Consider the following 20,276-nt stretch of genomic DNA (forward strand, 5'->3'; position numbering starts at 1 on the left):
TTATTCTAAAGTAAAGGATGCTCCGATGAATGATTTGAATAGAAAAGACATAATATGGATGATACTTGCAGCTTTTGCAGCAGCCGCAATAAGCTTCGGAATTCTCAGCACTACGCTTGTAAGCAAGAAATATGAGCTCAAAGTGGGGGATATCTCACCTGTGGATTTCAAGGCTGCATATGATACTATTGATAAGGTGACTACGGAAGCTTTGACTGAGGATGCCAGAGACAGCATTCAGGCTCAGTACAGTGAGGACGTAGAGGTCAGACGTGCGATGCAGAAGGCTGTAAGCGACTTTTTCAATACGGTTATTTCTGAGAAAGCTTCATTTACCACAGATGAAGAGAGGGCACAGTCGCTTGCATCGAAATCAGGGCCAGGTATTTCAGTGGAAGAATATATGGCTCTGCTTTCCATGAGCAACGAGATCCTTAGAAGCATGGTGACTGACATCAATGAGACGGTTGCGGAGGTATATTCTTCGGTAATAGAAGAGGATGACCAGAGTGAGCTGGACAAGGCTACCGAGAGGCTCAAATCCTCTGTGGAAGCGATCTCAGAGGTTGATGCCGTTGAAGCGGCAATTTGGAAGATAATGCTGCCTCTAATCAAACCGAACTACATATTCGATGAAACTCTGACTGAGGAGCTAAAAACGGATGCAGCGGGTAAGGTCAATCCGGTGGTCATAAAGGCAAACCAGACCATAGTCAAGGAAGGGGAGCCCGTCAGGGAATATCAGCTGGCGCTACTTGATGATTTCGGATATCTTTCCAGTGGCGGAGCTGATTTTCTTCCTTTCTTCGGGTTGGGCATGGGAGTCATAGCCATATATGGCATAATTCTTTTCTATCTCAACAAGTATTACAGGGACCTCGCGACAAACAGGAAGTCAGTACTGCTGATATTTGTCATACTGCTCCTTTCAACTGCAATTTCAAGGGCGATGATAATAATAAGTCCCTTTGCGCTGCCCTACACGTTTTCACCCATGCTTCTCATGATACTTACAAAGAAGAGGATAGGGCAGACAATGTCGATCCTTAACAGCATTCTTATAAGCACGATGACTGGCTTTGACCCTCAGGTAATGGTTCTTATGATGCTTACTTCGGTTCTTAGCATCATACTTCTCAAGAGAGTCGAGGAGAGGAATGACATTGTCAAATCTTCAAGTCTTGTTGGAGTCATGGCATTCCTCGTATCAAGCGGGATGGGATTCATCGTCTCAGGTGCATCCAGGGAGATAATCATAAACGGAGCTATAGCGGGAGCGGCCTGCATAGTTTCAGGAGTGCTTGTCATAGGTGTTCTGCCGATACTTGAGAATCTTTTCAATATCGTGACAGAAATCAAGCTCCTTGAGCTTTCAAACCCAAATAATCCTCTGCTCAAGAGGCTTCAGATGGAGGCTCCGGGAACATACCAGCACAGCATAATGGTGGGAAACCTTGCTGAAGCTGCAGGCGAGATCGTCGGAGCAAATACCATACTTCTGAGGGTCGGCGCCTACTATCACGACATAGGAAAGCTTTCAAGGCCGAAGTTCTTCAAGGAGAACCAGATCGGCTGCGGCAATCCGCACAATGAAATCACGCCTAACCTCTCGACACTCATAATAACAAGCCATGTAAAGGTTGGCCTTGAGATGGCTGAAAAGGCCAAGCTGCCGCTGGAGCTTAGGGAAATGATAACTCAGCACCATGGCACGACACTTGTCAAATACTTCTTCCTTACACAGAAAAACAGTTCTGACAAGCCGGATGAGATAAGCGAGGATGACTTCAGGTATCCTGGTCCCAAGCCTAAATCCAAGGAAGCTGGTATAATGATGCTTGCGGACAGTGTGGAAGCATCTGTCAGGAGCCTTCAGGAGCCGACTGAAGGAAAGGTCCAGGCGATGGTGTACAAGGTCATTAAGGACAAACAGGATGACGGGCAGCTTGATGAGTGCGACCTTACATACAGGGAGGTCAGCCTCATAAGGAACAGCTTCCTCAAGACGCTTTCATCCATGTATCATGAGAGGATAGAATATCCTGAAGACAAGAGAAAAAAATTACAGGACAGGCAGGTGCAGGTATGATAAATTTCAGCGATGAACAGGAAAAGCTGGTGCTTTCAGATGAAATCAAGGCTGCTGCGGTAAGCGCCATAGAGCTTGCGGCAAAGGAAGAGGGAGTGACAGGAAGCTTTGAGGTGGACATCCTGGTTGTCGACAACGAAGGAATCAGGGAAATCAACAGTGACACAAGGAATAAGGATGAGGTGACTGATGTGCTTTCTTTCCCGATGATTGAATATGGGGAAGGCTCAGTCTTCAAGGATGAGCACTCAGGAAAGAGATTTCCTGCCCAATATTATAACGGTGAGGAACTGATGCTGGGAGATATTGTGGTATCTTTGGAAAGGGCATCAGAGCAGGCGGTTGATTTCGGACATTCGCTCAAGAGGGAATTCTGCTATCTTGTGGTTCATTCGATGCTCCATCTGCTTGGATATGATCATATGGAGGAAGAAGACAAGGCCAGGATGAGAGAACGTGAAGAAGAAATCCTAGGTCAGCTTGAGATAAGCAGGGAGTGACTGATATGAAGATGAAGGGGCTGCTCGACAGCTTCAACTATGCGATTGAAGGTCTGATATATGCCGTCCGAACACAACGTAACATGAAAATTCATGTAGTAACATCTATCATGGTCCTTGTTATGGCGCTTTTCACCAGGATAACCAAGGTTGAGCTCCTGGTGCTGTGCCTTACGATAACGATGGTAATGTCAGCGGAACTGTTCAACACAGCAGTTGAAGCGACCATTGACCTGACTACGAACCACTACCATCCGCTGGCCAAGGTGGCCAAGAACACGGCAGCGGCGGCGGTGCTCCTGACTACGATCAATGCTGTGGTTGTAGGGTATTTCCTTTTCTGGAATGAAATAACTTCGATGACCTACAATGGCATCCAATTGGTGAAGCACTCCAGTCCGTATCTTGTGCTTGTTGTGTTCATACTGGTTTCGCTGGCTGTTATACTAACGAAAGCGGTAATCGGTGAAGGTACCCCGCTCAAGGGAGGCATGCCTTCTGGACATGCGGCCATAGCCTTTTCAATAGCCACGATGGTCAGCTATCTGTCAGAATCCGCGATAGTGATGACACTTTCGTATCTTCTGGCACTTATTGTAGCGCAATCCAGGGTGGACTCCAAGGTCCACAGCACAAAGGAAGTCGTTGTCGGTGGCCTGCTTGGATTTTTGGCCACGATCCTCATTTTCAGGCTGTTCGGTTATTAGGAGGTTTTGTTTTGGATTACGGGAAACTTATAGAGGCTGCACTGTCAGCAAGGGAAAATGCTTATGTGCCATACTCCCATTTCAAGGTGGGGGCAGCAGTCCTCACTGAGGATGGTGAAATAGTCTCAGGCTGCAACGTTGAGAATGCCTCGTATGGGGCTACGAACTGCGCTGAAAGGACGGCAATATTTACAGCTGTGGCAATGGGAAAGAAGAAACTGAAGGCAATCGCCGTGGTAGGCGACCTGAACTCCTATACATATCCGTGCGGGATATGCAGGCAGGTCATGGTGGAATTCGCTGAAAACAGCGATATTCCTGTAATAATCGCCAAGAATGAGAATGAATATATGGTAAAGACCTTGGAAGAGATACTTCCAGGCGCGTTCACAAAGGATGCGCTGTCAGATGCAAAGGAGAAACATGATGTTTAAGTCAGGATTCGTAACAATAGTAGGAAGGCCCAATGTCGGTAAATCAACTCTTCTCAACCATCTCATGGGTGAGAAGATATCTATAGTGTCAAACAAGCCACAGACAACCAGAAAAAACCTTCAGGCAATATATACAGACAAGGAATGCCAGATAGTATTCGTAGATACGCCTGGAATCCATAAGCCAAGGCACAAGCTTGGGGAATACATGGTATCATCTGCCAAGGACACATTCAATCAGGTTGATATAGTCGTATTCATGACTACTGCAGAAGGCTTGATAAGCACAGCTGACACACATATACTTGAAAGCCTCAAGGGGGTTTCCATACCGGTGTTCCTTCTCGTGAACAAAACCGATGAAAGCACATCCGGCAAGGTTGCTGAAACACTAAAGAACTATTCAGCATTCATGGATTTTGCCGAGATACTCCCGATTTCAGCGCTTAGGGGAAAGAATACAGAGGAACTCATAAACCTCATGAAGAAGTATATTCCGGAGGGGCCAATGTATTATCCTGAGGACATGCTTGCCGATGTGCAGGAGAAGTTCATCGTCGCAGAAACCATTAGGGAGAAGGCGCTGAAGCTCCTGAACCAGGAGATACCTCATGGCATAGCCGTCGAGATCGTGACATTCAAGGAAAAGGAAAATGGAAATTTCACCATAGAGGCTGATATCATCTGCGAAAAGGACAGCCATAAGGGGATAATAATCGGCAAGGAAGGACAGACACTTAAAAAGATAGGTCAATGGGCAAGAGAGGATATCGAGAAATTCCTTGGAGGCAAGGTCGACCTCAAAACCTTCGTCAAAGTAAGGAAAGACTGGAGGGATAATTCAACTATCCTGAAGGATCTGGGTTACAAGGACTAGATGCAGGAAAAGGTAAAGGGCATAGTCCTGAAGACAATGGATTTCAAGGAAAAGGACAAGCTCATGTGGATATTCACGGAGGAATTGGGGAAGGTTTCCGTCCTCTGCAAAGGTGTAAGAAACCAGAAGAGCAGGATGCAGTCACTCGCAATGCCTCTCCTCCTTGGCGAATTCATGCTATATAAGGGTAAATCCATGCACACCCTCAACGAAGGTTCCGTTATCACCACTTTCAAGGGGTTGAAGGAGGACCTGGTGCTTTTGACCTACGGGTCCTATTTTCTGGAGCTTTGCGATATTGTCTCAATGGACAGCGAGCCGGACCGGGAGCTTTACAGGGACCTTATTACAGCTCTGTACATCCTTGAATCGAAGGCTTTGGAACCGGAGTATGTCGCACGAGCCTTTGAGCTTAAGGTCATAAGGTCGTCAGGTGTATCTGCCGATGACGGCATGTCACAGGTCAGGATTTCACAGGGAGCAAGAAAAGCTTGTGAATTCCTGCAGAGGACGGATCTGCAGAAGATCCACGTTCTAAGCGTTTCAAAGGACGTCGTCGATGAAATCGGCGAGCTTACTTCATTCATCATCTCAGCAAGCTTTCAGAGGCAGCCAAAGAGCCTTATGATGCTGAAATATCTGTAGGAGGTAGGAAAATGGAAGAAAACAGGAAAAAAGGCAACGGAACCCTTGATATTACACTCAAGGGGAAAGAACCGGTGAAGATACCGGTTGAAGTCGCCGCGGTGGCCGGGCTGCTTCTCATGAAGAAGCCGAAGCTTCTTATTGCTTCAGTTGCTGCGTTTCTTGTGTCTGGTTCAAAGGCGGAGCTCGATCTGCCTTCAGGAAGAAGAATTGATCTGAGTGAGAAAGCCAGGGAGATTGCATCAAAGACAGCAGAAAAGGCTGATCAGGCGATAAGCAGCTTGAGGAAAACGGTAACTGACAGGAAATAGGATTTCTGACATAAAGGATGCTTTAGGGCATCCTTTTTCATCATTAAGTTAACGGAAAATTAATATCAATTTGGCCGTTAATTCCAAATCCTGAATGCATTTAAAGTGTAAATCACATGCTTCTTGTGCTATAATATATTAGGTTTTGGTGCCCTGTGGGGAATCAAAGCCATCGAATCCCGGAAAGGGATTTGAAATCATATATTTTGAAAGAGAGGGAAATCTAATGTCAAAAAAGTATGTTTACCTTTTTAATGAAGGTGATGCATCGATGAAGAACCTCCTCGGAGGAAAAGGCTCCAATCTTGCAGAAATGACAAACCTGGGTATTCCAATACCTAAGGGCTTCATTGTCACAACGGAAGCCTGCAATAAATATTATGACGACGGAAAGGTAATCGCAGAGGAGATAATCGCTGAGATCAATGAGAAGCTTGCCGTCCTTGAGAAAGAAACAGGAAAGACCTTCAATGGCGACAAGAACCCGCTTCTTGTATCTGTAAGGTCCGGAGCAAGGGCTTCAATGCCTGGAATGATGGATACGATCCTCAACCTCGGACTTACTGACAAGACAGTTGAAGTTCTTGCTAATGAGACCGGAAACGAGAGATTCGCATACGACTCCTACAGAAGATTCATAATGATGTTCGCTGACGTTGTTAAAGAGCTCAGCAAGAAGAACTTTGACAAGATCCTTGAAGCAATGAAGGAAGAGAAGGGTGTTCATCTTGACACCGAGCTTACAGCAGATGACCTCAAGAAGCTGGTCGTTCAGTTCAAGCAGTACTACAAGGAGCAGCTTGGAGAGGAATTCCCTGAGGATCCCAAGGAGCAGCTTATAGAGTCAGTAACAGCCGTATTCAGAAGCTGGGACAACCCAAGAGCCAATGTTTACAGAAGGCTCAATGACATACCTTCAAGCTGGGGAACTGCCGTAAACGTGCAGTCAATGGTATTTGGAAACAAGGGAGAGACTTCGGGAACTGGAGTTGCATTCTCAAGAAATCCTGCAACTGGCGAGAAGAAGGTATTCGCAGAGTACCTCATGAACGCACAGGGCGAAGATGTTGTTGCTGGTATCAGGACACCTCAGCCAATCGAAGATCTTGCAGTTCAGATGCCTGAGACATACAAGCAGTTCATCGATATAGTAAACAAGCTTGAAGCCCACTACAGGGACATGCAGGACATGGAGTTCACCATCGAGGACGGAACTCTGTACTTCCTTCAGACAAGAAACGGAAAGAGAACTGCTCAGGCTGCTCTCAAGATAGCTGTTGACATGGTCAAGGAAGGTCTTGTAACAGAGAAGCAGGCAGTGCTTATGATAGACCCTAAGCAGCTTGATACACTCCTTCACCCTGCATTCGATGCAGAGGGACTGAAGGCCGCACCAGTGATGACTACAGGACTTCCTGCATCACCTGGAGCAGCAACTGGTAAGATAGCGTTCACAGCAGCTGAAGCCAAGGAAAGGGCTGCAGCAGGCGAGGCCGTCGTACTTGTAAGGCTCGAGACATCACCTGAGGACATCGAAGGAATGATCGCAGCTGAAGGAATACTTACAGTAAGAGGCGGAATGACATCTCATGCAGCAGTTGTTGCAAGAGGTATGGGAACATGCTGCGTAGCCGGAGCCGGAGCCCTCAAGGTAGACGAGGATGCAAGGACCGTTACTCTAGCTGGCAAGGTTTATACCGACCAGGATTACATATCCCTTGACGGATCCACAGGAACCGTGTACTCAGGACAGATTAAGACAGTTGAGCCTGAGATAAGCGGACACTTCGGAACATTCATGGGATGGGCTGATGAAATAAGGACACTGAAAGTAAGAACTAATGCTGATACACCACATGATGCAGCAACTGCAATCAAGTTCGGTGCAGAAGGCATAGGCCTTACAAGGACAGAGCATATGTTCTTCGCTGAGGACAGGATTTTCATCATGAGACAGATGATAGTCGCAAGGACCGAGGCTGACAGAAGAAAGGCTTTGGAGAAGCTTCTTCCGATGCAGAAGAGCGACTTCAAGGGAATATACGAAGCAATGCAGGGATTCCCGGTAACAATTAGGTTCCTGGATCCGCCGCTTCATGAGTTCCTTCCACAGGAAGACGAGCAGATAGAAGAGCTTGCTGTAGCACTTGAAATGACTGCTGACGAGCTCAAGGGAGTAATCGCAGACCTTCACGAGTTCAACCCTATGATGGGTCACAGAGGCTGCAGACTTACAGTCTCATATCCTGAAATAGCTGAGATGCAGACAAGGGCCGTTATAGAAGCTGCTATCGAAGTAAACAAGGAAATGGGCTGGAAGATAGTTCCTGAGATCATGATACCACTTGTTGGAGATGTCAAGGAGCTCAAGTATGTCAAGAATGTAGTTGTAAAGACTGCAGATGCGATAATCGCTGAAGCTGGCGTAGAACTCAAGTATCTCGTAGGTACTATGATCGAGATACCAAGAGCTGCCGTCACTGCAGACGAGATAGCGAAGGAAGCAGACTTCTTCTCCTTCGGAACAAACGACCTTACCCAGATGACCTTCGGATTCTCAAGGGATGATGCGGGAACGTTCCTGAAGCATTACTATGAGAAGAAGGTATATGACTTCGACCCGTTTGCTAAGCTTGACCAGGAAGGCGTAGGCCAGCTTGTCAAGATGGCTTGCGAGAAGGGAAGAAGCGTCAAGGAGAACCTTAAGCTCGGAGTATGCGGAGAGCATGGCGGAGACCCGTCATCAGTCAACTTCTTCCATAACGTTGGACTTGACTATGTATCCTGCTCACCATACAGAGTGCCGGTTGCAAGGCTTGCAGCTGCACAGGCTGAAGTAAGGAACCCAAGACACAAGAAGTAATAAGCCAAAGAGCAAAGACGCTCAGGGAAACATTCCCTGAGCGTCTTTTTCTTGCTTGCTAAATTTTGAATAGTCCTGTTTTCATAAGTATCAATGCCCATGCAAAAGCAAGGACAGGTATTCCAAGCTGGAACTTCAGGTGCCTTGTCTTGTGCCTTGCGAGGCTCATGCCGAAGAGCACTCCGAAAGCTCCTCCAATACCTGCTATGAGGAACAGGGTATTTTCAGGTATTCTCCATTCTCTTCTGCGCGCCTTTCGCTTATCCCAGAACATCACGATAAGGCCGATTGCATTGATTGCAAGGAATGCGACCCTTAATATTGTAGTAAAATCCAAATGAACACCACCTTTATTATTCACTTGATTTTACCATAGCTTGTGCATTTGTAAACCACGGACATAAACTTGCGTATAAAGGTATACTGTCTGGCTGCATCAATTCTTGGTGCTAACAGATGCTTTGAAATTCAAAAAATGTCGAAAATTCTATCGGAATGCTGTAAAAAATAATTGAAAATCTTATAGTTTTGTCATTGTTACATATTCCACAAAAAACGATTACAATATTCGTGTGATTTTTTATCAACATATTGAATGAAAAAATTTCATGTTTCATGTATTAAGGATGTATTATTTTCAGATTGGCAATAAAAGAATAGAGATATGAATTATCTATAGACCAGTAGTTACTAAAATTCAAAAATATGCTAAAATAGTGCTATGGATTGTACAGAGATGCACAGCCTGGTAAAACACTGCGGGTCATGGCGATGATGATTGGGAATGAATTGGAAACCTATAAGCCGATACACCATCTTAAGCATCACTTCTGTACCTCAGAGTGCGCATCTTTAACAAAAAGGAGGAAAGTCATGAAAAAAGTATTGGGATTACTGCTCTCACTAACTATCGTTGCTTCACTTGCTGCAGGATGTACCACTAAGGAACCGACAACTCCGACAACGGCACCAACTACTCCTGTAAGCACAACCCCTCTGGTGGTTGGTTACCAAGCATTCAGCCAGAAGTTCAGCCCTTTCTTTGCAACAACAGGGTATGACATGGACGCACAGGGCCTTACTCAGGTGTCGCTGCTGACGACTGACAGAGTTGGAGGAATAATTTACAACGCCATTGCAGGCGAGACTGTTCCTTATGAAGGCAAGGACTACAAGTACACAGGACCTGCAGACATAAAGGTAACATATGATGAAGCTGCAGATGTAACCACTTATTACATGAAAATCAGAGATGACATTAAGTTCAGCGATGGTGAGGTAATGGATGCTGACGACATAATATTTAATTTTTATGTACTGTCAGACTCGACCTACACAGGATCTTCAACGATTTATTCCTACCCAATAATAGGAATGGTCAATTACAGGGAGAACAACTCAAAGGCTGAAGAGCTTGCAGTTACTCCTGAGGAACTTGCGGCAGCTCTGGAGAACCCAACTGACGAAATGAAGGCATTCATGACCGATTTCGTTAAGGGCGTTCTAACTGACGAGCTTGACTGGGTAAAGAGCATAATGACTGATCCAAACTACAAGTCATATGTTGACAAGTATCCGGTCGTAAAGGACCTTTTCGCATATTTCTATGGGAAAGATGAAGCGTATGACTCAACAAAGGTTGCCGATGAGGCGAAGGTTCTTGAGGATGTCATAGCACAGTACGGACCAGACTGGAAGACACTCGGAGCAAACTATGGAGGAAGCGAAGGCTATTTCAAAGCTGATATCGAAGGTGAAGTAAGCAGCATGGTCCTCAAGGACAAGCTTGCCAAGGCTGACGGTAAAGAAGTACCTAATATAGAAGGCATAAAGAAGCTCAGCCAGACTGAGGTTGAAGTAAAGGTAAAGGGCTTTGAAGCGCCTGCAGTTTACAGCATCTGCGGAATCCAGGTAGCGCCTCTTCATTACTATGGCGATGTTGCTAAGTATGACTACGCTGCCAATAAGTTTGGATTCACCAGAGGGGACCTCTCAATTGTTGAAGCGAAGACAACCACTCCAATGGGAGCAGGACCTTACAAGTTTGTAGAGTATAAGGACAAGGTCGTTTACTTCGAAGCGAACGAGAACTACTACAAGGGCGCTCCTAAGACAAAGTTCCTTCAGCTGAAGGAAACTACAGATGGAGAAATGATTGCCGGAGTTGGAACTGGAGTAGTAGACGCTGGAAATCCATCAGGATCCAAGGCTAAGTTCGAAGAGCTCAAATCCTACAATTCCAACAAGGAAGCAGTAGGAGACAAGATAGCTGCAGTCTCAGTCGACAATCTGGGTTATGGATACATAGGCATCAACTCCAAGACAGTCAATGTCAAGGGCGAGCCAGGATCTGAAGCCAGCAGAAACCTGAGAAAGGGCTTTGCGACTGTATATGCAGTATACAGAGACGTAGCAATTGACAGCTACTACGGAGATGCAGCGGCTGTTATCAACTACCCGATTTCCAACACATCTTGGGCGGCACCGCAGAAGTCAGATCCTGACTATTCTGTAGCATATTCCAAGGATGTAGACGGAAAGGCAATATATACTGAGAACATGGTCGCTGATGCAAAGTATGCGGCAGCTCTCGAAGCAGCTAAGGGCTTCTTCAAGGCAGCAGGCTACACATATAACGATGCAAGCGGAAAGTTCACAGCAGCGCCTGAAGGTGCAAGCCTTGAGTACGAAGTCATAGTACCTGGAGACGGAACAGGAGAACATCCTGCATTCGCGATACTCGCAGATACAAAGGCAGCACTCGAGAAGATAGGCATAACACTTACAATCAATGACCCAGCTGATGCTAATGTACTCTGGGATACTCTTGATGCGAACACTCACGAGATGTGGACAGCTGCATGGCAGTCAACCATAGATCCTGACATGTACCAGGTATATTACAGCAAGAACGGCAAGGGCCTTGGCGGAACTGACAGCAACAGCTACAACATCGCAGACACAGAGCTTGATGAGCTTATAATCGAGGCTAGGCAGAGTCCTGACCAGGCCTTCAGAAAAGCTACATACAAGACTGCTCTTGACATAATACTTGACTGGGGCGTAGAGGTCCCGAACTACCAGAGACAGAACCTGGTCATATTCAGCCCTGAGAGAATCAAGATGGAGACTGTTACTCCTGACATAACAACATACTGGGGTTGGATGAATGACCTCGAACTTCTTGAAATGAAATAACAAACAGGCCATTGGATGTATGAGCCCACTTATGTGGGCTCATCTCATCTTCAGACTCTTCTGCCAAAACGGATGTGATGGCTGAGTTGAAACTGAGGCCACACTATAGGTACAAAAAGAGGGGTAAAATGCGAAAATACGTTCTGAAAAGACTTTTGATATCGGCAGTACTATTGTTTTTCGTATCGATGATAATATATGCAATTATGCGAAGCATCCCTACATCCTACGTCGAATCACAGGCGAGGATGCTGTCAATGAGACCAGGTGCAAAGAGCTACACGGAATGGCTGAGGCAGCTTCAGGAATCATATGGCCTTGATGTTGGAATCGTACCGGGATTCTTCCGATGGGTGTCCAATGCTGTTAGGGGTAACTTTGGCGATTCATGGGCATTTAACGTTCCTGTTACTCAGAAGTTCGCTTCAGTAATCTGGGACTCCTTCATACTGGGGTCAATTGCTTTCGTGCTTCAGGTAATAATAGCCATACCACTTGGAATCCTTGCAGCCAGGAGGCAGTACAGCAGGGCTGACTATACCATAACAGTAGTCGCTCTCCTTGGAATATCCCTGCCAACCTTCTTCTTCGCTACCGTGCTTAAACTGATATTTTCAGTCTGGCTTGGCTGGTTCGACCTTTATGGAAAGGTTGGAAGGAACTACATGCAGCTCGATGCATTCGGACAGTTCTTCGATGTCGCAAGACATTTCGTTCTGCCTATAATGACTCTTACAATTATCGGAATAGGAAGCCTCATGAGGTATACAAGAACGAACATGCTCGAGGTATTGAATTCAGATTTCATCCGAACTGCAAGAGCAAAGGGACTTTCTGAAAAGAGAGTCATCAATTTCCATGCCTTCAGAAATACGCTCATACCCATAGTAACTATTCTGGGTGGTTCGCTCCCGGGTCTTTTTGCCGGAGCGCTTATCACTGAAACCCTATTCCAGATACCAGGCATTGGATTTACTGCATATACAGCGATGGTAAGCGGCGACATACCGTTCACGATGTTCTACATGGTGTTCATGGCCGTGCTTACTTTGCTGGGAACTTTGATAGCGGACATATTGTACGCTGTGGTAGATCCTCGTGTCAGGATCAGTTGATGAAGGTGGAGGTAGGCTATGCTAGACAATAAAATGAAAAATCAAGACCAGTTTGAAGATCATGATGAGAGTGAGGAAGCTCTTAAGGAACATCTCAGCTCATCGCATGAACTTGGCGACGAACAGAGGGTAAAGGTGCTGTCCCCTGGAATGCTTGTAATAAAACGATTCCTAAGGAACAGGCTTGCCATAATCGGCTTTGTGATAATAGCCTTCATGTTCCTCTTCTCGTTCCTTGGAGGGATCATTTCCCCATACGGTGAAACAGAAGTCTTCAAGTATGTTGGAACCATGTCCAAGGAATATGCAAGCATAACTCAAAATGATGATTACAGATATACCGTTGCGGATGGAATGAATTACAGCGGAGTAGCCCACTCGAAGTTCATCCTGGCAAGGAACAGCGGCAAGACCACATTTACCTCCGGGGATATGGAGTACCATATTGTTCAGGAAGGAAATGAGTTCTACAGGATAGTCACATCAGATCCTGTCGCAAAGATAACCAACTTCAGGGGAGTAGTTGCTATAAATCCTTTGGATGGAGCAATATTGTCCGATGCTGTCAGGGCGGCAGCAACTGAAGCGATTAACGGAGGAGCTACTCAGTTCACCTCAGAAGGCGATCTCTATACGATTGTCCAGAGTGGCAGGGAATATGTCCTCGGAAAATCAGGAGACGCTGCCATAGAATCCAAATTCATAATCGACCCTGCAGTCCAGTCAACCAAAATAAGCTATGAGTTCGCATACGCTGTCGAAAAGGCAGTCACAGATGAGACAACAAGCACTTTTACAGTTGGCGGTCAGGAGTATGAGATTGAGGAGGAGGACAACAGGGCGGTGATTTATGCCAGGACAGCTTCAGGTAGGGAAGAGTATGCGCTTTTCTCAAAGCTCGCAATACAGCCCAAATCGCCTGATATTTTCCTGAGCCTTGACTTCAAGAGGCTTTTAAGCGATACCATTACTGAAGGCAAGACAACATTCATGTTCAAGGATGCTGCTGGCACAGACGTCGAGTATGCTGTATCAAGACTTAACAATGTATATACTGTTAAGGCTGATACGCTGACTCACCTCATATCTATTCACGAGGCTCCGTCGACTGCTCATTGGCTTGGTACCGACAAGCATGGAATGGACGTCATAACTAGACTTATGTATGGAGGAAGGATTTCTCTTACCATAGGCTTCATTGTTGTCCTTCTTGAGTCTATACTCGGTGTAATCATGGGAGGTATAGCAGGCTACTTCGGCAAGTGGGTAGATATGCTCATCATGCGTATTGTCGACGTGTTCAACTGTATCCCTTTCATGCCGCTCCTTATAATACTCGGATCGGTGATGGATGCGCTTGAGGTCGATCCTCAGCTCAGAATATACTATCTCATGTTCATACTTGGAGTAATGAGCTGGCCAGGCATTGCACGTATGGTCAGGGGGCAGATACTTTCCTTAAGGGAGCAGGAATTCATGGTGGCTGCAGAAGCGACAGGAATATCAGTCTCAAGAAGGATCTTCAAGCACCTGGTACCGAATGTAATACCGCAGCTAATAGTATTTGCAACCATGGGACTCGGCGGCGTCATACTCTATGAATCAACACTGAGCTTCCTCGGTCTCGGGGTAAAGTTCCCTCTTGCTTCATGGGGAAACATAATAAGCGGCGTATCTACAGCATATGAGATGACAAACTTCTGGTTTGTTTGGATTCCGGCAGGAACGCTCATACTCCTGACTGTTCTGGGATTCAATTTCGTGGGCGACGGGCTTCGTGATGCCTTCGACCCAAAGATGAAACGGTAGGTAGACAATGGAAGATAAAAAAGGCTTTTTCAATAAGCTTCTAAAAAAAGGCAACAAGAACGCATCCATAAAGAACATCAACTATATATCGGCCAAAGAGCTGAGGGCGATTTCAAAGGAGAACCGCAGGGTGACTGATGAATTCGAGAGGCTTAGAAACCGCGAGGATGTTCCGGAATCGGAATATAAGACAAAGATGAAGAACCCGGAGAACGTACTTGAGATCGATGACCTCAATACATACTTCTTTACTGACATCGGAACTGTGAAGGCGGTTGACGGTGTATCCTTCGACGTGCCTAAGGGAAAGACGGTAGGCGTAGTCGGAGAGTCGGGCTGCGGCAAGTCAGTCACTGCCCTGTCCATAATGCAGCTGGTCCAGAGGCCGCAGGGGCAGGTCGTAAAGGGTGAGATCAGGTTCAATACAGATGACTTCGTTTACGATATCGCCAAGACTCCGACAGAGTACATGCAGAAGATCAGAGGGAACGAAATCTCCATGATTTTCCAGGAGCCTATGACAAGCCTGAATCCTGTATTCAAGGTAGGCATGCAGATTGATGAGGTCATTGAACTTCACAATGAGGACATGACCAAGGAAGAGGTTAAGGCAAGAACAATTGAGATGATAAAAATGGTCGGGATCGCCAACGCCGAAGGCGTCTATGAGATGTATCCCCACGAGCTTTCAGGCGGTATGAGACAGAGGGCCATGATAGCCATGGCGCTTGCATGCACACCTAAGCTGATAATAGCTGATGAACCTACAACGGCCCTGGATGTTACCATACAGGCACAGATAATGGACCTTCTGAGACAGCTCAAGGACAAGATAAACAGCAGCATAATGCTGATAACCCATGACCTTGGCGTCATTGCAGAGATGGCAGACTACGTGGTCGTAATGTATGCAGGCAGAGTAGTAGAGAAGGGTACTGCGGATGAGATATTCCACAATCCTCTTCACCCGTATACGGTCGGTCTGATGCAAAGCAAACCGAGCAGCAACAGAAGGGTGGAAAGGCTTTACAGCATACCCGGATCAGTTCCAAATCCAGTAAACATGCCTAATTACTGTTATTTCAAGGACAGATGCAACAGGGCATTCGAAGCCTGCAACGGTGCTTACCCGCGGACTTTTTCAATCTCGGATACCCATAAGGTAGCCTGCTATCATTACATGAACGGGAAGGAGGGTCAAGATGTCTGAAGCAATAAGGAAACCAGATGAATTAGCGGATGAAGACATCCTCTTAGAGGTAAAGAACCTTAAGAAATACTTCCCGATTTCAGGTGGAATGTTTTCAAAGGTCAAGGGATATGTCAAGGCTGTGGATGACGTCAGCTTCAGCATAAAGCGAGGCACTACTATGGGGCTGGTCGGAGAATCCGGCTGCGGCAAGACAACCATTGGCAAGACGATCCTGAGGCTTAATGAGATAACAAGCGGATCAGTCAAGTTTGAAGGTATAGATATCCATGCCCTTAGCAAAAAGGACCTGAGAGCCCTGAGACCAAGGATTCAGATAATTTTCCAGGACCCATATTCGAGCCTTTCTCCAAGGATGCCTGTCGGTGAGATCATCGGAGAGGCAGTAAGGGAGAGGAAGCTCGTACCAGAGGACCAGTTTGATGACTACATTTCCCAGATTATGCTAGACTGCGGACTCCAGGTATACCACAAGGACAGGTATCCGCATGAGTTTTCAGGCGGACAGAGGCAGAGGATCTGCATTGCGAGAGCTCTCGCACTCAATCCGGAATTCATTGTCTGCGACGAACCGGTATCAGCACTCGATGTTTCAATTCAGGCGCAGATAATAAACCTTTTAAACGACCTTCAGGACAAGTACAAGCTGACCTACCTGTTCATATCTCATGACCTTTCGGTTGTCGAGCATATTTCAGACACGGTTGGAGTAATGTATCTTGGAAACCTGGTCGAATATGCGGACAAGGATTCCATTTTCAAGAACCCGCTGCATCCATATACCTCTGCGCTCTTCAGTGCGATTCCGATACCGGATCCTGATGTGAAGACTGAGAGGATTATACTTGAGGGCAGCATACCATCTCCGGCTAATCCGCCTTCAGGCTGCAAGTTCCATACAAGGTGCAGATACTGCATGGAAGTATGCAAGACTGTAGTTCCTGAGATGCTGATGATCGAAGAAGGCCATCATGTGGCCTGCCATCTATATACAGGAGAGAAAAAATGAAGAAGGACAGATCGTTCGAGGATGACGGCAGAGTTGTTGCCGATATGAATTTCGAAGGTGCTCCATGGTATGAGAAGAAAAAAAGGAAGCAGGATGTTTTTATCGGGGACGGCTCTCCGGCAGATCCAAGGGAAACCTTTCGCATGATGAAGTACGCTACACTTGCGGGCCTTGCAATTGCTCTTGTTTTCATACTGGCATTTTTCCTGTTCATATTGTTCTCGCTCTTGATCTGGTTCAGGTAATATAATGAGTGACAGCGATATGTCAAAATTCAAAAGGCACATGGTCAGGTGTCCGCATTGCGGAAAGGACGTTCTCGACCACATGACTGAATGCCCGTTCTGCCACGGCGAGCTAGAGGGCTATTCCTATAAACCTCTTGATCCGGATAAGGTCAGAAGGATAAGGATGATAGCAACAATCGTAATACTTGCTTTGGCAGCCATAATATTCATAGCAACAAATCTTTGACAGATCAAATTATCAGTCTCCGGAACGATTCATCGGTCCGGAGATGTTTTTTTCATCCCGATTTCAGCACAATACTTTAGGGCACTTGTTTTATGTGCTTATAGCAGAGAATTCTGTACAATATACACAATTCTTCACAACATTTTAATAATTGGAGCAGCAAATAAAGGATTAAATGAATCTGTGTGGAATAATCAATAATACGGAGGTGTTTTCCATGAACATCAGGGAAATGATCGAGTCAAACGAAGACAAGGTATTCATCAGGGAAGCCTTTTTTTCAAGAGACTCGAGAGGGAGGGAAAGGTATGAGGAGCCGGACACCTACAGGACATGCTTCATGCATGACAGGGACCGGATAATTCACTCCAAATCCTTCAGACGGCTCAAGCACAAGACACAGGTATACATAAGGACCTCCGGAGACCATTACAGGACAAGGCTTACACACACCCTTGAAGTTTCGCAGATAGCAAGGACCATCGGCAGGGGACTGTCAGTCAATGAAGACCTGATTGAGGCGATCACTCTGGGGCATGACATCGGACATGTGGCTTTTGCCCATAATGGCGAAGAGGTGCTGGAGGAAAGGCTCGGTGCATTCAGGCATAATGAGCAGTCTATCAGGGTGCTTAAGAAGCTTGAGAAGGACGGTCTCGGTCTCAACCTTACATGGGAAGTGCTGGATGGCGTGCTTCACCACAGCGGATTCTCTGATGCAACGGATTCAGCTTCGACGATCGAAGGGCAGATAGCAAGGTATTCAGACAAGATAGCCTATGTGAACCATGACATCGATGATTCAATTCGGGCAGGGATCCTGAGTACTGATATGATACCAAGGGAATTCACGGACGTGCTTGGGGAGACGCATTCCAGGAGGATAGATACTCTGGTGCGGGACATAGTTGAAACGACCAATGCGAATCTTGCAGATGGCGTCAGGAAGGTATCACTCTCAGGAGCTGTGGGCAAGGCAATGTCAGGTCTCAGGGATTTCATGTTCCGTGATATCTATACTGGAGAGCAGCTAAGAGCTGAAAGGGACAAAGCAAAGTTCGTCCTTCACAGGCTTTTCGACCATTACGAGGAAAAGGTGGAGGATATGCCTGAGCTATACAGAAAGATTGCCGAAGAAGAGGGAGTGACGAGAGCGGTTGCCGACTTTTTGGCAGGAATGACTGATGATTATGCCATTGCTTCTTTCCACAGGATTTATGTTCCGAAGTTTGTATTCTTCTAGCAGGTATGATATAATTCAATTTTGGTACGACTTTTTGAGGTGGTAAAACCAGTGGCATTTTCAGAGGATATCATAGAAAAAGTGAAGGAATCCAACGACATAGTTGATGTCATCTCAGAGAGAGTAAAGCTCAAGAGAGCTGGCAGGAGCTGGACAGGACTCTGTCCGTTCCATAGTGAGAAGACACCGTCCTTCAATGTGTCCTCGGACAAGCAGTTTTATAAGTGCTTTGGCTGTGGTGAGGGCGGAAACGTAATAACATTTGTAATGAAGACCAGAAACCTTCCTTTTCATGAGGCCTTGAAATACCTTGCAGACCGAGCTAACATCGATATCGGCGAGGATGAAGGCAGAAAGAACGAGACAGAGAAGAGGGAAGTCTTCTACAGGATGAATACAGAAGCTGCCAGGTTCTATTTCAGAAACCTTACCCTGAACAAAAATGTCAGGGAGTACCTCTACAGAAGAGGAATTTCGGAGAAGACCATAAGGCATTTCGGCCTTGGCTATTCCCAGGATTCCTGGGATTCGCTCCTCAAATACCTGAAGGCTATGAATTTCAAACAGGATGATATAGTTGAAAACGGCCTTGCCTTGAAGAGCAAGGAGGGAAGGGTCTATGACCGCTTCAGGAACAGACTGATGTTTCCTGTTTTCGATGCAAGAGGACGCGTAATTGGCTTTGGAGGCAGGGTTCTTGATGATTCAAAACCCAAGTATCTGAATTCGCCTGAGACACCTATTTTCCACAAGGGTACGAACCTTTACGGGCTTAATTTCGCTCTGAAGGCAGGCAAGGAAAGACAGTACATAATAGTCGAAGGCTATATGGACCTCATCAGCCTTCACCAGGCTGGGATAACAAATGTGGTGGCATCACTCGGAACCGCACTTACAAAGGTGCAGGCAAAGCTTCTGAGAAGATATTGTGAGGAGATACTTATCTCGTATGATGCAGATACGGCAGGTCAGGCTGCGACGCTCAGGGGACTTGAAATTTTAAGGGAAGAGGGTTTTGACGTGAAGGTCATAAGGGTCCCTGATGGTAAGGACCCGGATGATTATGTAAGGAAGCATGGCGAAGCGGGATTCCGGAATATTGCGGCGGATGCGCTGCCTCTTATAGATTACAGGCTTGAGAATGCAAAAGGTAATCTCAGCATGTCGAAGGAAGAGGACAGGATAGCATATGCCAGGAGAGCGACGGAAATACTTAAAGAGCTTGATCCCATTGAAAAGGATGTATATATCAGGAAGGTCAGTGAAGATTCAGGGATATCAGAGAATGCCCTCATGGACATGCTTAAGGGTAACAAAGGCAGGGAGCAATCAGAGGCAACCCCAGGCAATGAGATGCAATCCTTCATTGAACAGGCCCATGTCAAGGCTGAAAGGAATCTTCTGAGGCTGCTGGCCGAGGGAGACCTGATACTTCGTGAAAGGCTGACTGAGAGCGACATGGTGCTTCCCAGCCACAAGCGCATATGGTCGCTTGTAGAAGGTTACCAGGGACCGAAAGAAGGAATCTGGAAGCATGTCGAATCAGGCTGCACTGATGTTGAGTCAAGCAAGGAATGGGCTATAATAACAAGTCAGGTTGAGGTGCCTTCGGACATAGACAAGGAAATACTAGCCGAGGATTACCTTAAGACAATAAGACATTATGAAATGGAATCGAAGAAAAGGGCAATGCAAAAGAAAATCAAGGAATTTGAAGAAAAAGGATTATTGAAGGAGTCGCTGGAACTCGCAAAGGAACTAATCGAGTTGCAGAAGGCTTCAGGGAGGTAGC

18 protein-coding genes are annotated in these 20,276 nt (G+C 46.2%); 17 read left to right on the plus strand and 1 reads right to left on the minus strand.

All coding sequences use genetic code 11. The features are described 5' to 3' along the window. Positions 1–25: 25 nt before the first annotated feature. The 8 genes from J2Z34_RS02715 (at position 26) to ppdK (ending at position 8,426) form a co-directional block, all read left to right on the plus strand. Complete coding sequence (locus J2Z34_RS02715; protein ID WP_209458322.1) at positions 26–2,089, plus strand: HD family phosphohydrolase; 2,064 nt, start codon at positions 26–28, stop codon at positions 2,087–2,089. Then, positions 2,086–2,589, plus strand: coding sequence for an rRNA maturation RNase YbeY (ybeY, locus tag J2Z34_RS02720; RefSeq protein WP_209458323.1), 504 nt, complete (start codon positions 2,086–2,088; stop codon positions 2,587–2,589). The genes J2Z34_RS02715 and ybeY overlap by 4 nt, the downstream gene beginning before the upstream one ends. A 5-nt stretch (positions 2,590–2,594) precedes the next feature. Next, entirely contained in the window at positions 2,595–3,296 is a 702-nt protein-coding gene (locus tag J2Z34_RS02725) for a diacylglycerol kinase (RefSeq protein ID WP_209458324.1), read from the plus strand. An 11-nt stretch (positions 3,297–3,307) separates the two neighbouring features. Further along, positions 3,308–3,730 carry a cytidine deaminase gene (locus J2Z34_RS02730; RefSeq protein ID WP_209458325.1) on the plus strand — a complete coding sequence of 141 codons (423 nt, stop codon included), beginning with the start codon at positions 3,308–3,310 and terminating at the stop codon, positions 3,728–3,730. Continuing rightward, positions 3,723–4,607: a GTPase Era gene (gene era / locus J2Z34_RS02735; RefSeq protein WP_209458326.1), complete on the plus strand. Its 885-nt coding sequence runs from the start codon at positions 3,723–3,725 to the stop codon at positions 4,605–4,607. Before J2Z34_RS02730 ends, era begins: the two co-directional genes overlap by 8 nt. Further along, positions 4,608–5,252 (plus strand): DNA repair protein RecO, encoded by a 645-nt coding sequence (recO, locus tag J2Z34_RS02740; protein ID WP_209458327.1) that lies wholly within the window; start codon positions 4,608–4,610, stop codon positions 5,250–5,252. An 11-nt stretch (positions 5,253–5,263) separates the two neighbouring features. Continuing rightward, positions 5,264–5,563, plus strand: coding sequence for a hypothetical protein (locus J2Z34_RS02745; protein WP_209458328.1), 300 nt, complete (start codon positions 5,264–5,266; stop codon positions 5,561–5,563). A 226-nt stretch (positions 5,564–5,789) separates the two neighbouring features. After that, positions 5,790–8,426: a pyruvate, phosphate dikinase gene (gene ppdK, locus J2Z34_RS02750; RefSeq protein ID WP_209458329.1), complete on the plus strand. Its 2,637-nt coding sequence runs from the start codon at positions 5,790–5,792 to the stop codon at positions 8,424–8,426. A gap of 58 nt (positions 8,427–8,484) precedes the next feature. Here ppdK and J2Z34_RS02755 read toward each other — a convergent pair whose 3' ends face one another. Then, on the minus strand, positions 8,485–8,763 hold the full coding sequence (locus tag J2Z34_RS02755) for a DUF1294 domain-containing protein (RefSeq protein ID WP_245250484.1): 279 nt from the start codon (positions 8,761–8,763) through the stop codon (positions 8,485–8,487). Between the two features lie 536 nt (positions 8,764–9,299). On the opposite strand from J2Z34_RS02755, the gene J2Z34_RS02760 reads away from it, so the two are divergent. The 9 genes from J2Z34_RS02760 to dnaG all read left to right on the plus strand — a co-directional run bounded on the left by J2Z34_RS02760 (position 9,300) and on the right by dnaG (position 20,275). Next, entirely contained in the window at positions 9,300–11,624 is a 2,325-nt protein-coding gene (locus J2Z34_RS02760) for an ABC transporter substrate-binding protein (RefSeq protein WP_209458330.1), read from the plus strand. A 128-nt stretch (positions 11,625–11,752) separates the two neighbouring features. Then, positions 11,753–12,739: an ABC transporter permease gene (locus J2Z34_RS02765; RefSeq protein ID WP_209458331.1), complete on the plus strand. Its 987-nt coding sequence runs from the start codon at positions 11,753–11,755 to the stop codon at positions 12,737–12,739. Between the two features lie 18 nt (positions 12,740–12,757). After that, a complete protein-coding gene (locus J2Z34_RS02770; protein ID WP_209458332.1) occupies positions 12,758–14,548 on the plus strand; it encodes an ABC transporter permease in 1,791 nt (596 codons plus the stop codon). A 196-nt stretch (positions 14,549–14,744) separates the two neighbouring features. Further along, positions 14,745–15,758, plus strand: coding sequence for an ABC transporter ATP-binding protein (locus J2Z34_RS02775; protein ID WP_342453083.1), 1,014 nt, complete (start codon positions 14,745–14,747; stop codon positions 15,756–15,758). Then, on the plus strand, positions 15,751–16,767 hold the full coding sequence (locus tag J2Z34_RS02780; protein WP_209458334.1) for an ABC transporter ATP-binding protein: 1,017 nt from the start codon (positions 15,751–15,753) through the stop codon (positions 16,765–16,767). The genes J2Z34_RS02775 and J2Z34_RS02780 overlap by 8 nt, the downstream gene beginning before the upstream one ends. Continuing rightward, on the plus strand, positions 16,764–17,012 hold the full coding sequence (locus J2Z34_RS02785; protein WP_209458335.1) for a hypothetical protein: 249 nt from the start codon (positions 16,764–16,766) through the stop codon (positions 17,010–17,012). The genes J2Z34_RS02780 and J2Z34_RS02785 overlap by 4 nt, the downstream gene beginning before the upstream one ends. A gap of 19 nt (positions 17,013–17,031) precedes the next feature. After that, the gene (locus tag J2Z34_RS02790) at positions 17,032–17,241 is read left to right on the plus strand and encodes a hypothetical protein (protein ID WP_209458336.1); all 210 of its coding nucleotides are present in this window, start codon (positions 17,032–17,034) and stop codon (positions 17,239–17,241) included. A 217-nt stretch (positions 17,242–17,458) separates the two neighbouring features. Continuing rightward, on the plus strand, positions 17,459–18,484 hold the full coding sequence (locus J2Z34_RS02795) for a deoxyguanosinetriphosphate triphosphohydrolase (RefSeq protein ID WP_209458337.1): 1,026 nt from the start codon (positions 17,459–17,461) through the stop codon (positions 18,482–18,484). 51 nt (positions 18,485–18,535) lie between these two features. Beyond that, on the plus strand, positions 18,536–20,275 hold the full coding sequence (gene dnaG, locus J2Z34_RS02800; protein ID WP_209458338.1) for a DNA primase: 1,740 nt from the start codon (positions 18,536–18,538) through the stop codon (positions 20,273–20,275). The last annotated feature ends 1 nt before the right edge of the window (position 20,276 follow it).

The organism is Youngiibacter multivorans, from assembly GCF_017873395.1.
Lineage (GTDB): Bacteria > Bacillota > Clostridia > Clostridiales > Clostridiaceae > Youngiibacter > Youngiibacter multivorans.

What these genes read in the sequence shown, in the direction of transcription:
- ybeY (WP_209458323.1), top strand. Translation starts at nt 2,086, where the DNA reads ATGATAAATTTCAGCGATGAACAGGAAAAGCTGGTGCTTTCAGATGAA.
- J2Z34_RS02775 (WP_342453083.1), top strand. Translation starts at nt 14,745, where the DNA reads ATGAAGAACCCGGAGAACGTACTTGAGATCGATGACCTCAATACATAC.
- J2Z34_RS02760 (WP_209458330.1), top strand. Translation starts at nt 9,300, where the DNA reads ATGAAAAAAGTATTGGGATTACTGCTCTCACTAACTATCGTTGCTTCA.
- J2Z34_RS02745 (WP_209458328.1), top strand. Translation starts at nt 5,264, where the DNA reads ATGGAAGAAAACAGGAAAAAAGGCAACGGAACCCTTGATATTACACTC.
- J2Z34_RS02765 (WP_209458331.1), top strand. Translation starts at nt 11,753, where the DNA reads ATGCGAAAATACGTTCTGAAAAGACTTTTGATATCGGCAGTACTATTG.
- J2Z34_RS02725 (WP_209458324.1), top strand. Translation starts at nt 2,595, where the DNA reads ATGAAGATGAAGGGGCTGCTCGACAGCTTCAACTATGCGATTGAAGGT.
- recO (WP_209458327.1), top strand. Translation starts at nt 4,608, where the DNA reads ATGCAGGAAAAGGTAAAGGGCATAGTCCTGAAGACAATGGATTTCAAG.
- J2Z34_RS02795 (WP_209458337.1), top strand. Translation starts at nt 17,459, where the DNA reads ATGAACATCAGGGAAATGATCGAGTCAAACGAAGACAAGGTATTCATC.
- J2Z34_RS02780 (WP_209458334.1), top strand. Translation starts at nt 15,751, where the DNA reads ATGTCTGAAGCAATAAGGAAACCAGATGAATTAGCGGATGAAGACATC.
- J2Z34_RS02715 (WP_209458322.1), top strand. Translation starts at nt 26, where the DNA reads ATGAATGATTTGAATAGAAAAGACATAATATGGATGATACTTGCAGCT.
- ppdK (WP_209458329.1), top strand. Translation starts at nt 5,790, where the DNA reads ATGTCAAAAAAGTATGTTTACCTTTTTAATGAAGGTGATGCATCGATG.
- J2Z34_RS02770 (WP_209458332.1), top strand. Translation starts at nt 12,758, where the DNA reads ATGCTAGACAATAAAATGAAAAATCAAGACCAGTTTGAAGATCATGAT.
- J2Z34_RS02790 (WP_209458336.1), top strand. Translation starts at nt 17,032, where the DNA reads ATGTCAAAATTCAAAAGGCACATGGTCAGGTGTCCGCATTGCGGAAAG.
- era (WP_209458326.1), top strand. Translation starts at nt 3,723, where the DNA reads ATGTTTAAGTCAGGATTCGTAACAATAGTAGGAAGGCCCAATGTCGGT.
- J2Z34_RS02785 (WP_209458335.1), top strand. Translation starts at nt 16,764, where the DNA reads ATGAAGAAGGACAGATCGTTCGAGGATGACGGCAGAGTTGTTGCCGAT.